Below are 14,329 nucleotides of genomic sequence, written 5' to 3'. Positions count from 1 at the left end.
AGGGTGTGGGGACCGTCCAGGTGACGCACTCCGGAACGTCGCGTTGGCGGCGCCGCACCGGTGAGTACAGTTCGCTCGCCGCCGCCCTGGAGGCCGCCGGGGACGGTGACGTCCTGACCGTGCCGGCGGGGACCTACCGGGAGAACCTGGTGTTGCAGCGGTCGGTGACGCTGCGCGGTCCGGAGGGGGCCCGCGGCTCGGTGCGGATCGCACCGGCCGACGGGGTGGCGCTGACGATACGGGCCTCGGCCACCGTCCACGACCTGCACCTGGAGGCGACCGACTCGGCGTCGCCGGCGCTGCTGGTGGAGGACGGCGCCCCCGAGCTGGCCGACATTCGGGTGGTGACCCGGTCCGCGGCGGGGATCGAGGTGCGCGGCGGGGCCCGTCCGACGGTGCGGCGCTGCACGGTCGACAACGCCGGCGGGGTCGGCATCAGCGTCCTGGACGGCGCCGGCGGGGTCTTCGAGGAGTGCGAGGTGATGGCGGCCGGCCAGGCCGGGGTGGCGGTGCGCGGCGGCGCCCATCCGCGGCTGGAGAACTGCCGCATCCACCATGCCTCGGGCGCCGGCCTGTCACTGACCGGCGACGGCAGCGCGGTCGAGGCGGTGGGCTGCGAGCTGTACGAGATCAAGGGTGCGGGCGTCCAGGTGGCGGCCCGGGCCACCGGCCACCTCACCGACTGCACGGTGCACCGCACCACGGCGGACGGCGTCACCCTCGACACCGATGCGGTGCTCACCCTCGCCGACTGCGACATCCACGACATTCCGGAGAACGCGGTGGACCTGCGGTCCCGGTCGGTACTGACGCTGACCCGCAGCACGGTGCGGCACTTCGGGCGGAACGGCCTGTCGGTGTGGGACCCGGGCACCCGGGTGGACGCCAACCAGTGCGAGATCCACGACAGTACGGGCGACTACCCGGCGGTGTGGGTCAGCGACGGCGCCACCGCGGTGCTGGACTCGACGCGGGTGCACGACGTCCCCGACGCGCTGTTCGTCCTGGACCGGGGTTCCCGGGCCGACGTCGTGGACTGCGACATCGCGCAGGTCCGCAACACCGCGGTGTCGGTGAGCGACGGCGCCACCGTCCAGCTGGACGACTGCCGGATCCGGGAGGCCTCGACCGGTGCGTGGTTCCGCGACCACGGCAGCGGCGGCACGCTCGCCAACTGCACCATCGACGGGGCGCAGACCGGGGTGATCGTCACCAAGGGCGCGGACCCCACCATCGAGGGCTGCACGGTCAGTTCGCCGGCCGAGGCCGGCTTCTACGTCTCGGCGGAGGGCCGCGGCACCTTCCACAGCTGCCGGGTCACCGGAAGTTCCGGCTTCGGCTTCCACGTGATCGACGGCTGCCGGACGACGCTGACCCGGTGCCGCACGGAACGCTGCGCACGCGGCGGTTACGAGTTCGCCGACGCGCACGGCACCGGCGTCGGCCCCACGGTCGAGGACTGCACCAGCGACGAGAGCCGGACCACGCAGGCGCCGACGGTGACCGCCCCGACGGTGCAGCAGGCGACGCAGACGGCCGGGCTGCTGGGCAACATCCCGGCACCGCGCCAGGCGCCGGCCGCCATCGCGGCCCCGGAGGAGCCGGCGCCCGGCCGCCCCTCCGAGGAGGTGCTGGGCGAGCTGGACACCCTGGTGGGGCTGGACAGCGTCAAGCGGGAGGTGCGCAGCCTGATCAACATGATCGAGGTGGGGCGCCGCCGGCAGGAGGCGGGCCTCAAGGCCGCGTCGGTCCGCCGCCACCTGGTCTTCACCGGCTCCCCCGGCACCGGCAAGACGACGGTGGCCCGGCTGTACGGCGAGATCCTGCACTCCCTGGGGGTGCTGGAGCGCGGGCACCTGGTCGAGGTGTCCCGGGTGGACCTGGTGGGCGAGCACATCGGCTCCACGGCGATCCGGACCCAGGAGGCGTTCGACCGGGCGCGCGGCGGGGTGCTGTTCGTCGACGAGGCGTACGCCCTCTCCCCCGAGGACTCCGGGCGGGACTTCGGCAAGGAGGCCATCGACACCCTGGTGAAGCTGATGGAGGACCACCGGGACGCGGTGGTGGTGATCGTGGCCGGCTACACCGCGGAGATGGAGCGGTTCCTGGCGGTCAACCCCGGTATCTCGTCGCGTTTCTCACGGACCATCAGGTTCGGTGACTACGCGCCGGAGGAGCTGCTGCGGATCGTCGAGCAGCAGGGCGAGGAGCACGAGTACCGCCTCGCCGAGGGGGCCGGCGAGGCGCTGCTCAAGTACTTCACGACCCTGCCCAAGGGGCCGTCGTTCGGCAACGGCCGTACCGCGCGGCAGACGTTCGAGGCGATGGTCGAGCGGCACGCGGGCCGGGTCGCCGAGCTCACCGAGCCGAGCACCGACGACCTGACCCTCCTCTACGCCGAGGACCTGCCCGAACTCCCCTGAGGGTCGCAGTCGCCGGTGCGCTGGCCCGGTATCCCCGGGCCCAGCCGGGCGAGCAGTTCGGCCCGCACCGTGTCGAAGACCGGGTCGGCCTGGTAGTCGCCGTGGCCCAGGATCTGCGCGGGCAGCGGGTTCTGGAGGGTGCGGCCGAAGGTCAGCGGGTCGCGGAGCGGTCCCTCGTCGATCGCCCGGCCGTCCTCGCAGGTGAGCAGGATCGGGCCGCCGATGGGGTCGGTGAAGCGCCACAGGTTGCGCCAGTCGTCCATCTCGCGGTGCAGGCCGGTGAGCGCGGGCGGGCCGAAGTAGGCGGGGAACCAGCGGCCGTAGAGGCGTTCCAGCGGGCTGCCGTAGGTGAGCAGGGCGACCCGGCTGCGGGTGGCCAGGTCCAGTTGCCAGACGGCGGCCGCAGCCAGCACGCTGCCCTGGGAGTGGCCGGAGATCACCAGCCGGCCGTCGCACCGCTCGGTCCAGGTGGCCATCCGCCAGGTCAGGTCGGGGACGGCGCGCTCGGCGTAGCAGGGCGGCGCGAACGGGTGCGCGGCGCGCGGCCAGAAGGTGCCGACGTCCCAGAGGATGCCGATGGTGCGGCGGGCGGAGTGGTCGCGGTAGGCGCGCCGGCCCATGGTGAGCAGCAGGATCACCCCGGCGCCCATCAGCCAGGAGCCGAGGGACTCGGCGGTCCCGGCGACCGCGTGCACGAACGGCGGGGCGCCCTCGGTGGCGCGGCCGGGGGCCCGGTCGGTGACCCAGGCGCCGGCCACCGCGCCGGCCCCCAGGACGAGGGTGACGGCGGCGATGGCGGCCACCAGGACGGGCGCCGCGTCGGTGAGCCCGGCGCGGGCGATGGTGCCCGCGATGCGTTCGGTGCGCAGCACGTCCGGGCGCTCGCGCGGGTCGTAGAGCCCGGGGACGTTCTTGCCGACCTGCTTGCGGACGACCAGCACCCGGATCCCGGCCAGGACGGCGACGGCGGCCACCACCGCCAGCAGGGCGGGCAGTACCGACGCCTGCCAGGAGAGCAGCACCGGCGGCCCCGCGATCGGGGCGTGGTCCTGGCCGGGGGTGGCGGGCCCGTCGATCCAGTCCGCGAAGCGCTGGGCCACTCCCCCGGAGAGCACCCCGGCGACCGCGCAGGACAGCAGCGCGACGGCCGGACCGCCCATGCCGCGCAGCGCGGTGCGGGTCTCGTCGCGGGCGGCGCGCTGGAGGAACCAGGCGGTCACCGCCAGGGCCAGCACCAGCGCGCCCTGGAAGACGGCGATCCCGCCGAACGCCGCGACCCCGGGCAGCGGGCCGTGGCTGCGCGCCTCCGGCCGGGCCCAGGCGGCGTATCCGGCGGTGAGGGCGAGCACGGCCAGCGCCGCGTACGGCAGCGCCCGCACCGCCGGGCGGTCGGACTCCTCGTCGCGGGCGGCCTCGCTGCGGGCGGTGCGCCAGACGATGGCCAGGGTGGCCGCGGCGAGCAGCACGGCCAGGACGGTCAGGGTCTGGCCGACGGCGGTCAGCGTGGTGGCTCCGGCCCGCCGGTCGGCCCGGAGCGAGGCGACCAGCAGCGCGGCGGTGACGGTCAGCAACCCGGCCGTGGTGTGGGCGGCGCGCAGCCGGGCGACCAGCCGGCGGCCGTACCAGAAGCCGTCGAGGCCGAGCGCGGTGCGTTCGTGGGCGGGGGTGCCGCGGGAGGCGCCCGGGCGGCGCGGCGGCGGGGAGGCCGACTCGTAGGCGCTCCAGGTGCGGTGCGAGAGCCAGCAGAGGCAGCCGATGACCGCCAGGGGCAGCACGGAGGCGAGGACCAGGCGCCGTCCCGGGGTGCTCCACCAGCCCCCGTCCGCGGGGTCGAGGAAGCCCAGCCAGGATTTGCCGGTGGCGCAGACCGGGGTGCCGGCGCACTGCCAGGCGGTGAGGTCGAGGGCGACCTCGCAGGCCGCGGCGGCCAGCAGGATGGTGAGGCTCAGGGCGAGCAGCCGCACCAGCAGGTCGTAGACGCGCTGGCCGCGGTGGTCGGGCGGGGCGGCCGGGCGCATCCAGTGGGCGAGGTTGGCGACCATGAAGGGCAGCAGGATCAGCCAGAGCGCGCGGGCGCCGTTGCCGGAGGTGAGGTTGGACCAGCAGTACGCCTCCCGGACCGGCTGGTTCCGGTAGTCCTCGGGCCGCTGCTCGGCGTCCACGTCGTCGGTGCGGCGGTAGCAGGCCGCGGTGTCGTCGCCGGTGATCCGCTGGACGCGCGGGTCGCCGAGCATCTCCTGCGGGGTGGTGCCGCCGACGCCGTGGACGAGCAGTTCCAGGGCGAGTTGCGGTTGCGGTGCGGTGGTGGGTGGCGGGTCCGTCGCCGGGCCCGGATCCGTCGAGCGGGCGGGTGGTGGTGTGGTGGTGGCCGCGGTCTCCACTGGCTCTCCCCCGATGTCAGTGCGGTGCGGTGTGGTGCCGGGGTGGGCGGCTGTGGTCGGTCGTGCGGTGCGCCGCCCTCCTCGAATTGTCCCTTCCCCCTAAGAGGATGCGCATCCGGGTTGTGGTTCCCGGGGTGCCGGTTGTGGCTCCTGGTCGCGGTCCACCCGGAACGGGGCTGCTGTCGGACCCTCGTGCGAGGATGAGGGCACCAGAGATCGCAGGCGGCGGAGAGCCGACGCACGGACCCGGGGCGGTGAGCCGGGGCGGAAGGGACGGGCCGCGGTGGTCGACAACCAGAATCTCCTCGCGGAGCAGCGGCGGGCCCTGATCCTCGACGAGGTCAGACGCCGGGGCGGCGTGCGGGTCAACGAACTCACCCGCAGGCTGAACGTCTCGGACATGACGGTCCGTCGCGATCTGGACGCCCTGGCCCGCCAGGGCATGATCGAGAAGGTGCATGGCGGCGCCCTCCCGGTGAGCGACGCCAGCGCGCACGAGCCGGGTTTCGAGGTGAAGTCAGGGCTGGAGCCGAGCGCCAAGGCGGAGATCGCCAAGGCGGCGGCCGAGCTGGCCGTGCCGGGCAGCGCGATCGCGCTGGCCGGCGGCACGACGGCGTACGCGCTGGCGCAGCGGCTGCTGGAGGTGCCGGAGCTGACGGTGGTGACGAATTCGGTGCGGGTGGCCGACGTCTTCTACAACGCCCAGCGGGCCGCGGCCAGCGGTGGCGACGGGCGGCCGCCGGCCGAGGCGGCGACGGTGGTGCTGACGGGCGGGATGCGCACGCCGTCGGACACCCTGGTCGGTCCGGTGGCGGACGCCGCGATCCGGTCGCTCCACTTCGACCTGCTCTTCCTCGGGGTGCACGGCATATCGGTCGAGGCGGGGCTGTCCACGCCGAACCTCGCGGAGGCGGAGACCAACCGGCACTTCGTGCGGTCCGCGCGCCGGGTGGTGGTGGTCGCCGACCACACCAAATGGGGCACGGTCGGCCTGAGTTCGTTCGCCGCCCTGGACGACGTGGACGTGCTGGTGACGGATGCCGGGCTGTCCGCTGAGGCGCGTGCGGAGTTCGCTGAGCGGTCGACGGAACTGCTGGTGGCGGGCGAGGCCGCGCCCGACGCAGACAGCTGATATCACGTCAGCTATGGTGGCCCGCGCAGTCCGCCCCGCCCCCCTTGGAGGTGCTCGCCCCATGCCCCGACGGCTCCGCCCCGTCGACCTCGACTTCGTCGAATCGGCACCGCTGCGACTGGTGTTCACCGCCGAGGCCGCCGCACCGCCGCAGGCCGTGTACGCCGCGCTGGCGGGCGACGTGCCGGGCTGGGCCGACTGGTTCACGGGGGTGGCCCGGGCGGAGCCGACGCGCGACGGCCGCGGCCGCGACGTCCGGCTCACCGGCGGCACCCACTTCGACGAGACGGTGCTGGCGACCGAGCCCGGCGAGCGCTACGCCTACCGGGTCGACACCACCAACGCCCCCGTACTGCGGGCCCTGCTGGAGGACTGGCGGCTGACGCCGGCCGGCACCGGGACCCGGCTGCGGTGGACGTTCGCGGCGGACGGCCCGGCGGCGTTCCGCTGGCTGATGCCGCTGGCACGGCCGGGCCTGGGGCGCGCGTTCCGGGATTCGATCCGGGCCCTGGACCGGCGGCTCGCCGGGAACTGACCTCCCGGGCCGCCCCGGCACGCCCCGAGGCCCGTGGCACGCCCAGCGGCCGGCAGCAGGCAACGACGCCAAGCCAAGGGGGCCTTCCACCCCTTGCCCCTGGCCCCCTCGCCCCTGGCCCACGAACCGAACTCCTCCGAGGGCCCGGCCATCGCGCCCGGCCGGGACTGTCAGTGCGGGAAGCCAGCGTACGAGTTCCAACTCGCCTAGCCGGAGGAGCCGTTGTGGCCGCCGCGTTCTCGCCGATACCGGAGCTGAATCTCCTCAAGGACTTCCAGAGCACCATGGAAGCCGCGTACTTCTCGGAGGGCTTCGAGCTCTGGCCGTACGGAGGCCGGTACCCCGGGCTCATCGCGGACTGGCTGGACCTCAAGGCCCCGTGCGGCCCGGACGAGCAGGAGCGCCTGGACCGGCTCATCCCGTTCGCCCAGGCCACCGGGTCCGGGTCCTTCTACGTGCTGTGGCGGTGCGACGACCGTACGGACCTCGCCACCCTGCCGGTTGTCTTCTTCGGCGACGAGGGCGATCTCGACATCGTCGCCGGCGGTTTGCGGGAGTTCTTCCAGGTGCTCGCCCTCGACACCGAGTGGGCCCTGAACGGCGACGAGGACGAGGAGGAGGAAGGTATCGAAGAGAACGAAGGGGATGAGGAGGATGAAGAGGACCGGGAGGACCGGGAGGACCGGGAGGACCGGGAGGACCGGGAGGAGCTCGCCAAGGGGTACGCCGAGTACCTCGCGTGGCTGGAGCGGACCTTCGGCCTCGGCCTGCCGGAAGACCCCGACGCCCTCACGGACGCGGCCCGCCGGGCGTACGGCCGCCACCTCGCCACCTGGTTGCGGGACCTCTCGCCGCACACCTTCGAGATCCCCACACCGCCCTACCGCTAGAGAAGGGCGGCGCGAGCCCCCTCGCCTCGTCGGGGCGGAGAAGGCGGATCAGCGGCCGGTCGAGCCGTCGATCAGTTCGCGGGTTGAGCAGGCCGAGCAGATTCGTGCCCGACGGCACCGCGGCTGTTCGGACCTGGGGTTCGGGGGCACCGTCGACCTTCGCGGCGATCGACGTCCGGAGGTAGTCGAGGAATCCGCGCAGGACCTCGGTCTCGCTGCTTCCGGTCCGGGGCGGCGGGGTGTCGCCGCGGCGGTTGCGGCGCGTGGTGCTGGGCACAGGGGTCGCCTTCCTTCGTCGGGGGCGGCGCCGGCCACCGCGTCAGGCGGTGCGGCGGATGAGGAGGACATGGTCGGTGACCTCGGCGGTGCGCCCGCCCGGTCCGGTCGCGATGCGGCGGGGCGCGTCGGCCCGCTCGACGGTCCATGTCCCCGGGTCCAACTCGATACCGGCGGCGACCTCCTGCGGGCTCGGGTACCGGGTGTCGGGGCCCTGGTTCCACGACCACGGCGCGGTCGACCCGTGGTCGACGACCAGCAGCCGCCCGCCGGGGCGCAGTGCGTGCGCGGCCGAGCGCAGGACGGTTGACCGGTCCAGGGCGAAGGGGGTGTGCAGGTAGTGGGCGCAGATCAGGTCGAATCGGCGGGGCGGGAAGGACTTGTGCACGTCGTGCCGCACGGTGACGACATGATCGCCCAGGTCGTGTGAGCGGGCGAGGGCGGCGAGCCGCTCGACCGCCACGGCCGAGATGTCGACGGCGGTGACGTGCCACCCCTGCCCGGCGAGCCACAGCGCGTCGCCGCCGTCGCCGCAGCCGAGGTCCAGCGCGTCACCGGGCGGCAGGCCCGTCACCGTCTCCGTGAGGCGAGCGTTCGGCCGCGGGTCGCCGGCTGCCGGTCGGGCCGCGTAGACGCCGTCCCAGAACGAGAACGCGTCGGTGCTGCTCATCAAGACTCCTTGGGTCGGAAGGAGTTCAGCTTTGTCGGGCGCGCCACGACCTGGCACGGAATCTTGCGGTAATGGCAAGGTGGCCCTCATGGATCGCACGACGGACGACGAGGTGCTCGACGCGGTGGGGGCGCGGCTGCGTGCGCTGCGCCGTGACCGTCGCATCACCCTCGCCGACCTGGCGGCGACGACCGGCGTGTCGGAGAGCACCCTGTCCCGGCTGGAGAGCGGGCAGCGCCGGCCGACCCTGGAACTGCTGCTGCCGCTGGCCCGTATCTACGACGTCCCGCTGGACGACCTCGTCGGCGCTCCGCGCACCGGCGACCCCCGGATCCACCTCAAGCCGATCAGCCGGTACGGAATGACCTTCGTGCCCCTGTCCCGGCGACCGGGCGGGGTGCACGCCTTCAAGATGATCATTCCCGCCCGGCCGGAACCGCTCGAACCGACCCCGCAGACCCATGAAGGCGTCGAATGGCTCTACGTCCTCAACGGCCGCCTACGGCTCCTGACGGGCCCGCGCGACCTGACGTTGGCACCCGGTGAGGCAGCTGAGTTCGACACGTCCTTGCCGCACTGGCTGGGCAGTGCCGACGGCGGCGCGGTCGAGCTCCTCATCCTGTTCGGGCCGCAAGGGCTGCGTGCGCACGTACGCACCGACCCCGAACGGTCGCCTCGGGCCGAGCCCCGGCGATGAACTCGGCCGAGGCCGCCCCACCGCAGGGAGCACGAAGACGCTAGGCGTCCCAGGAGCCGCCGGCGAGGAAGTGCTCGATGGTCCGGGCGTAGGGGGTGATGTCGAGCCCCTGGGCGGCCAGCCAGTCGTCCGAGTAGTACTTGTCGAGGTAGCGGTCGCCGGGGTCGCACAGCAGCGTCACCACGGATCCGGTCCGGCCCTCGGCGACCATCTCCGTGACGATCTTCAGGGCGCTCCACAGCCCGGTGCCGGTCGAGCCGCCCGCCTTGCGACCGATCGCCCGCTCCAGCGCGCGCACCGCGGCGATGCTGGCCGCGTCCGGGACCTTCATCATCCGGTCGATCGCACCGGGCACGAAGCTGGGTTCCATGCGCGGCCGGCCGATGCCCTCGATGCGGGAGGCGGTGGCGCAGTCGGTCGCGGCGTCGCCGGTCAGCCAGCCGTCGAAGAAGCAGGAGTTCTCCGGGTCGGGGACGCAGATCCGGGTGTCGTACTGCATGTAGTGCACGTAGCGGGCGATGGTCGCGGAGGTGCCGCCGGTGCCGGCGGTGGCGACGATCCAGGCGGGCTCGGGGTAGCGCTCCAGCCGCAGCTGCTGGTAGATCGACTCGGCGATGTTGTTGTTGCCGCGCCAGTCCGTGGCCCGCTCGGCGTAGGTGAACTGGTCCATGTAGTGCCCGCCGGACTCGGCGGCCAGCCGGGCGGACACCTCGTAGACCGTCCGCGGGTCCTGGACCAGGTGGCAGGTGCCGCCGTGGAACTCGATCAGCCGGGTCTTCTCCCGGCTGGTGGTGGCCGGCATCACCGCGATGAACGGGACGCCGACCAGTGAGGCGAAGTACGCCTCGGAGACGGCCGTGGAGCCGCTGGAGGACTCGATCACCGGCTTCCCCGGGCGGATCCAGCCGTTGCACAGCCCGTAGAGGAAGAGCGAGCGGGCCAGCCGGTGCTTGAGGCTGCCGGTGGGGTGCGTCGACTCGTCCTTGAGGTAGAGGTCGATGCCCCACTCCTCGGGCAGCGGGAAGCGCAGCAGGTGGGTGTCGGCGGTGCGGTTGGCGTCCGCCTGGACCTTGCGGACGGCTTCTTTGAGCCAGTCCCGGTAGTCCGGATCCGAGCGGTCCACGTCGACGGTCGGCAGGACCGACGGGGTCGGCGGGTGGGCCGCGTCCCGGGGTCCAGGGTGTCCGGGCCGGCTCTGCGGCTGTTGTGCGGTGCTCACCGGCGCGCTCCTCGGGGGTTTACGGGCCCGCCCGGAAGGCCGGCCCGGTTTCGACTATAACCACCCGGCGCACGCTTCTCACCTGCATAAACAACCCTTTGAGAGGCCCCAAGGAGGCCCTGGGGGAAGGGTGTTGTGCGCCTCTGCGCCCCGTGCGGCACTGGTGAACCGGGCGTTGTGGCGGCAAACTTCCTATCGGGGGGCGGTGGACGAGATCCGCCCATGGCACCGGGGAGTGGTGAGGATGGCCGAGCCGGAATACAACGCGACCGGCGTGCGGATCGAGCGTGCGTTGCGATCCCTGACCAGAGCGGGGCAGATCCGCATCAGCGGCGGCCGGCTGGCGCTGCTGACCAGCTACGGCACGGAGATCGACAGCGCCCCGCTCGGCGCGGTGGAGGCCCACAAGCCGCTGTTCGCGGCCCGCGACCGGGCGCTCGCCGTCCTCAACGGGAACCGCTATTCGCTGACCCTGGGCGCCCGGGACCGCTTCCTCAACGCCGTGGAGGCGGCGCGTCGGCCACGCGCGTGAACGCCGGCTGCGGCCGGGGCGGTGCGGTTGCGGCGGTGCACCGCCTGCAGGACTCTGGACACGTATCACCGAGGGTTCACCAGCGATGACGCTGCGGCGCAGCGGGCATCGCCGGTTCCGATCTTCACCCCTCTCCGGTACGAGGGGTGCCCGGCCTCATCAGGGAGTCGCGGTCGTGATCAGGCAGCCCAGCAGACACTGCACGGTGGAACTCCAGGCCGCCCCGGCCCGGATCGGGCACGTGCGCAGCATCGTCTCCGCGCAGCTGCGGTACTGGCATCTCGACGCCCTGATCGATCCGGCCGCCCTCGGGGTGACCGAACTCCTCGCCAACGTCCACCGGCACGCCCGGCCCAGCAAGCAGTGCACCGTCGAACTGTGCGTCCTGCTCGACCAGTTGACGGTCTCGGTGCACGACCTCGATCCCCGGATGCCGCGCCTGCGGGCCGCCGACAGCTGGGAGACCTGCGGCCGCGGGCTGGCCCTGATCGCGGCGCTCAGCGAGAGCTGGGGAGTGCGCCCCCACGACCCGGGCAAGGCCGTCTGGTTCACCCTCCCCGCGCTGACCACCGCCCCCGAGGAGGCCCGGGCGCTGCGCACCCACTGGGACCCCGCGCCGCTGGCGGAGACGGGCGCCGACCCCCGGCACCGGAGCGCGCGGGTCGGCTGACCGCAGGTCCGGCGGGTCAGGCCGCGCTGCCCTTGCGGCCGGCGCCGAAGTGCTCCTCCAGGACGGACAACCGGCGCCAGTACTCCTCCTCGTCGATCTCGCCGGCCGCGAACCGGCGCCCGAGGACGGCGATCGGGGTCGGGGTGTCACCGCCGGCCGCCGGCCGGGGACTGGGCCACGGGCCGCGGAAGGCCCGGCCGGGGCCGCCGTGCCGCCACCCGGCGCGGCGCAGCAGGGTCACCACGCCGAAGCCCACGGCCGCCCAGACGAGCGGGACGAACAGGATCCAGGGACCCGGACCGCCGCCGGACCAGTGTTCTGCCAGTGCGTTCATGGAAGTCAGCTCCTTGACGGGAGGGGCCGGACACGGACGCCGGCCGTCTGCCTTCGAGACTCGCCGCCGCGGGCCCGCGCGTCGTCGTACGCCCGGCGGCAGTGCGCGTACGACCGAGGGGGTACGCGGAACGGGCCGGGGAGCACCCGAGCGCCCCCGGCCCCCGAACGCCGCCCCCGAACATCGACCCGCAGACCGGCCCCGGACACCACCCTTGATCTCTGTAACTACTGGTATGTACAGTCAGGGTGTGAACAGCACGCAGGACAGCGCAGCGGCAGCCGGTACTCCCCCGGCCAGCACGCAGGAACGGCTCGTCGTCAGCACGCAGGAACTCCTGTGGGAACGCGGCTACGTCGGCACCAGCCCCAAGGCGATCCTCCAGCGCGCGGGGGTGGGCCAGGGCAGCATGTACCACCACTTCGCGGGCAAGTCCGACCTCGCGCTGGCGGCGATCCGACGCACCGCCGAGGACATGCGGACGGCGGCCGAGGAGATCTTCACCGCCCCCGGTACGGCGTACGACCGGGTGGCGGCCTACCTGCTGCGCGAGCGACAGGTACTGCGCGGCTGCCCGATCGGGCGGATGACGCAGGACCGCGACGTGGTGCAGGACCCCGACCTCCGGGCCCCGTTGGACGCGATGTTCGGCTGGCTCCAGCACCGGATCTCCGAGGTCCTCGCCGAGGGGCAGCGACGCGGTGAACTGTCCGCCGTCCTCGATCCGGCGGCCACCGCGGCGAGCGTCGCCGCGGTCGTCCAGGGCGGCTACGTGCTGGCCCGCGCGGCCGAGGACGCCGCGCCGTTCGACGCCGCCGTACACGGCCTGCTGGCGCTCCTGGCCGCACAGACCACACCGCCCCCGGCCTCCGAGCCCCGCACACCCTGACCTCCCCTCCCCTACGGAGCCCCATGCACGCCATGCAGTACCGCGTCACGCTGCCCGCCGACTACGACATGGAGACCATCCGGCACCGGGTGCGGACCAAGGGCCACCTGCTGGACGACTTCGCCGGCCTCGGCCTCAAGGCGTACGGGATCCGGGAGCGCGGCACCGACGGCTCACCGGTCAACCAGTACGCGCCGTTCTACCTCTGGGCCGACCACGAGGGGATGAACCGCTTCCTGACCGGCGAGGGGTTCCGCGGCGTGGTCCGCGACTTCGGACGGCCGGCGGTCCACAACTGGCAGGGCCTGTACCACCGTCCGGGGCCCGCGGCCGACCGCGCCCCCGGCTCCTTCACCCAGCGGACCCAGCCGCTCCCCGAGGGCTCCGACGTGCCGACCGCCATCGAGGACGCGCTCGCCGGACATGAGAAGCTGGCGGCCACGGACGGCGTGCACACCACCGCCCTGGGCCTCGACCCCCGGCGCTGGGAACTGGTCCACTTCACCCTCTGGGCGGACACCGCCCCCGACTCCGCGGACGGGGAGCGCTTCCGGGTGCTGCACCTGTCCGTGCCGGGCACCGGCCGACTGGGCGCCGGGCGGCAGTGGTGACCCCGACCCCCGCGGCCGCGTCCGGCCACCACGGCGAGCCGCCCACCGGCCCCCTCGTCCGCACCGTCCTGGGCGACATCGCCCCCGACCTCCTCGGCGTCTGCAACGCACACGACCACCTCTTCCTGGGCAGCCCCCAGCTGCCCGGCCAGGAACTCGCCGACCCCGAGGCGGCCGCCGCCGAACTGCGCGCCTTCCGCGCGGCCGGCGGCTCGGCGGTGATCCAGTGGACGCCGTACGGCATGGGCCGCCGGGCGGCCGAACTGCCGCGACTGGCCCGGGAGTCGGGAGTGACGATCGTCGCCGCGACCGGGCTGCACCAGGAGGTGCACTACGCCCCCGACGTCCTGACCGGGCTCCCGACCGACCTCGCCGCGCTCTTCGTCACCGAACTCACCGAGGGCATCATCGGCACCGGCGACACCACGAACTCCCCCGAGCCTCGCCCCAGGGCCGGAATGATCAAGGTGGCCGGCGGCTTCCACGGACTGGACCGGCACGCCCGACGCACCATGACGGCCGCCGCCGAGGCCCACCGGGCGACCGGCGCGGCCATCGGCATCCACCTGGAGCTGGGCACCGGGGCGCTGGACGTCCTCGACCTGCTGTGCGGTGCGTTGGCGGTCCCGCCGAACCGGGTCATCCTCGGCCACCTCAACCGCTCACCCGACCTCACGACACACCGGCTGGCCGCCGAAGCCGGCGCCTACCTCGCCTTCGACGGCCCGTCACGCGCCCACCACACCACGGACTGGCGACTGCCGGACGCGGTGGCGGCACTCTGCGACGCCGGATACGCCGACCGCATCCTGCTCGGCGGCGACACCACGACGGCCGCCGCCCGGTCGGTGAACGGCGGCCCCGGCATGCCGTATCTGCTGCGCAGGCTCCGTCCACGGCTGGAACTCGCCGTGGGCGCGGAGGCGGTGCGGGGGATGCTGACGACGAATGCCGCCCAAGCGGTTTCGGCCGGGTGGCCGTAGTTTTGGGGCTTCGGGTTTCCCGCCGTGGGGGTTGCTGTTCTTCCGCCTGCGGCGGGACCGGTCCGCTGCGCTTGGCTGGGCCCCGTA

At 73.7% G+C, this 14,329-nt stretch carries 14 protein-coding genes and 1 pseudogene; 10 read left to right on the top strand and 5 right to left on the bottom strand.

Translation table 11 applies throughout. The features are described from left to right. Positions 1-5: 5 nt before the first annotated feature. On the top strand, positions 6-2,423 hold the full coding sequence (locus CG747_RS24675) for a right-handed parallel beta-helix repeat-containing protein (RefSeq protein WP_219621533.1): 2,418 nt from the start codon (positions 6-8) through the stop codon (positions 2,421-2,423). On the opposite strand, the gene CG747_RS24670 is transcribed toward CG747_RS24675, so the two are convergent. After that, positions 2,393-4,804: a hypothetical protein gene (locus tag CG747_RS24670; protein ID WP_180985693.1), complete on the bottom strand. Its 2,412-nt coding sequence runs from the start codon at positions 4,802-4,804 to the stop codon at positions 2,393-2,395. The genes CG747_RS24675 and CG747_RS24670 overlap by 31 nt on opposite strands. A gap of 283 nt (positions 4,805-5,087) precedes the next feature. On the opposite strand from CG747_RS24670, the gene CG747_RS24665 reads away from it, so the two are divergent. From CG747_RS24665 to CG747_RS24655, 3 genes are all read left to right on the top strand, one after another. Further along, complete coding sequence (locus tag CG747_RS24665; protein ID WP_100604010.1) at positions 5,088-5,936, top strand: DeoR/GlpR family DNA-binding transcription regulator; 849 nt, start codon at positions 5,088-5,090, stop codon at positions 5,934-5,936. A gap of 61 nt (positions 5,937-5,997) precedes the next feature. Next, on the top strand, positions 5,998-6,471 hold the full coding sequence (locus CG747_RS24660) for an SRPBCC family protein (protein WP_100604009.1): 474 nt from the start codon (positions 5,998-6,000) through the stop codon (positions 6,469-6,471). Between the two features lie 224 nt (positions 6,472-6,695). Further along, a complete protein-coding gene (locus tag CG747_RS24655) occupies positions 6,696-7,361 on the top strand; it encodes a hypothetical protein (RefSeq protein ID WP_100604008.1) in 666 nt (221 codons plus the stop codon). A gap of 73 nt (positions 7,362-7,434) precedes the next feature. Here the strand turns inward: CG747_RS24655 and CG747_RS24650 are convergent. Together CG747_RS24650 and CG747_RS24645 are read right to left on the bottom strand one after the other, a co-directional pair. After that, a pseudogene (locus CG747_RS24650) lies at positions 7,435-7,638 on the bottom strand (DUF664 domain-containing protein); the annotation flags it as partial. Between the two features lie 42 nt (positions 7,639-7,680). Beyond that, on the bottom strand, positions 7,681-8,307 hold the full coding sequence (locus CG747_RS24645; RefSeq protein WP_100604007.1) for a bifunctional 2-polyprenyl-6-hydroxyphenol methylase/3-demethylubiquinol 3-O-methyltransferase UbiG: 627 nt from the start codon (positions 8,305-8,307) through the stop codon (positions 7,681-7,683). A gap of 88 nt (positions 8,308-8,395) precedes the next feature. On the opposite strand from CG747_RS24645, the gene CG747_RS24640 reads away from it, so the two are divergent. Further along, a complete protein-coding gene (locus CG747_RS24640; protein ID WP_100604006.1) occupies positions 8,396-9,004 on the top strand; it encodes a helix-turn-helix domain-containing protein in 609 nt (202 codons plus the stop codon). A 40-nt stretch (positions 9,005-9,044) separates the two neighbouring features. On the opposite strand, the gene CG747_RS24635 is transcribed toward CG747_RS24640, so the two are convergent. After that, the gene (locus CG747_RS24635) at positions 9,045-10,142 is read right to left on the bottom strand and encodes a PLP-dependent cysteine synthase family protein (protein WP_100604164.1); all 1,098 of its coding nucleotides are present in this window, start codon (positions 10,140-10,142) and stop codon (positions 9,045-9,047) included. 325 nt (positions 10,143-10,467) lie between these two features. Between CG747_RS24635 and CG747_RS24630 the strand changes: the two genes are divergently transcribed. Next, entirely contained in the window at positions 10,468-10,755 is a 288-nt protein-coding gene (locus CG747_RS24630; protein WP_100604005.1) for a hypothetical protein, read from the top strand. 175 nt (positions 10,756-10,930) lie between these two features. Continuing rightward, a complete protein-coding gene (locus tag CG747_RS24625) occupies positions 10,931-11,425 on the top strand; it encodes an ATP-binding protein (protein WP_100604004.1) in 495 nt (164 codons plus the stop codon). A 16-nt stretch (positions 11,426-11,441) separates the two neighbouring features. Here CG747_RS24625 and CG747_RS24620 read toward each other — a convergent pair whose 3' ends face one another. Further along, positions 11,442-11,759, bottom strand: a complete 318-nt coding sequence (locus tag CG747_RS24620) for an SHOCT domain-containing protein (RefSeq protein ID WP_100604003.1) — start codon at positions 11,757-11,759, stop codon at positions 11,442-11,444. A gap of 235 nt (positions 11,760-11,994) precedes the next feature. Between CG747_RS24620 and CG747_RS24615 the strand changes: the two genes are divergently transcribed. The 3 genes from CG747_RS24615 to CG747_RS24605 are packed head-to-tail and all read left to right on the top strand — an operon-like array spanning position 11,995 to position 14,242. Next, the gene (locus CG747_RS24615) at positions 11,995-12,648 is read left to right on the top strand and encodes a TetR/AcrR family transcriptional regulator (protein WP_100604002.1); all 654 of its coding nucleotides are present in this window, start codon (positions 11,995-11,997) and stop codon (positions 12,646-12,648) included. Positions 12,649-12,671: 23 nt separating this feature from the next. Further along, positions 12,672-13,259, top strand: a complete 588-nt coding sequence (locus CG747_RS24610) for a DUF4865 family protein (RefSeq protein WP_100604001.1) — start codon at positions 12,672-12,674, stop codon at positions 13,257-13,259. Continuing rightward, positions 13,256-14,242, top strand: a complete 987-nt coding sequence (locus tag CG747_RS24605) for a phosphotriesterase (RefSeq protein WP_100604163.1) — start codon at positions 13,256-13,258, stop codon at positions 14,240-14,242. The genes CG747_RS24610 and CG747_RS24605 overlap by 4 nt, the downstream gene beginning before the upstream one ends. Positions 14,243-14,329 lie beyond the last annotated feature (87 nt).

Source organism: Streptomyces sp. CB02959 (assembly GCF_002803155.1).
GTDB lineage: Bacteria > Actinomycetota > Actinomycetes > Streptomycetales > Streptomycetaceae > Streptomyces.
This window is presented reverse-complemented; position numbering and strand designations above follow the sequence as displayed.

Excerpts from the sequence above, each read along its gene's own strand:
- CG747_RS24615 (WP_100604002.1), top strand. The coding sequence starts at position 11,995 with ATGTACAGTCAGGGTGTGAACAGCACGCAGGACAGCGCAGCGGCAGCC.
- CG747_RS24645 (WP_100604007.1), bottom strand. The coding sequence starts at position 8,307 with ATGAGCAGCACCGACGCGTTCTCGTTCTGGGACGGCGTCTACGCGGCC.
- CG747_RS24620 (WP_100604003.1), bottom strand. The coding sequence starts at position 11,759 with ATGAACGCACTGGCAGAACACTGGTCCGGCGGCGGTCCGGGTCCCTGG.
- CG747_RS24630 (WP_100604005.1), top strand. The coding sequence starts at position 10,468 with ATGGCCGAGCCGGAATACAACGCGACCGGCGTGCGGATCGAGCGTGCG.
- CG747_RS24660 (WP_100604009.1), top strand. The coding sequence starts at position 5,998 with ATGCCCCGACGGCTCCGCCCCGTCGACCTCGACTTCGTCGAATCGGCA.
- CG747_RS24610 (WP_100604001.1), top strand. The coding sequence starts at position 12,672 with ATGCACGCCATGCAGTACCGCGTCACGCTGCCCGCCGACTACGACATG.
- CG747_RS24640 (WP_100604006.1), top strand. The coding sequence starts at position 8,396 with ATGGATCGCACGACGGACGACGAGGTGCTCGACGCGGTGGGGGCGCGG.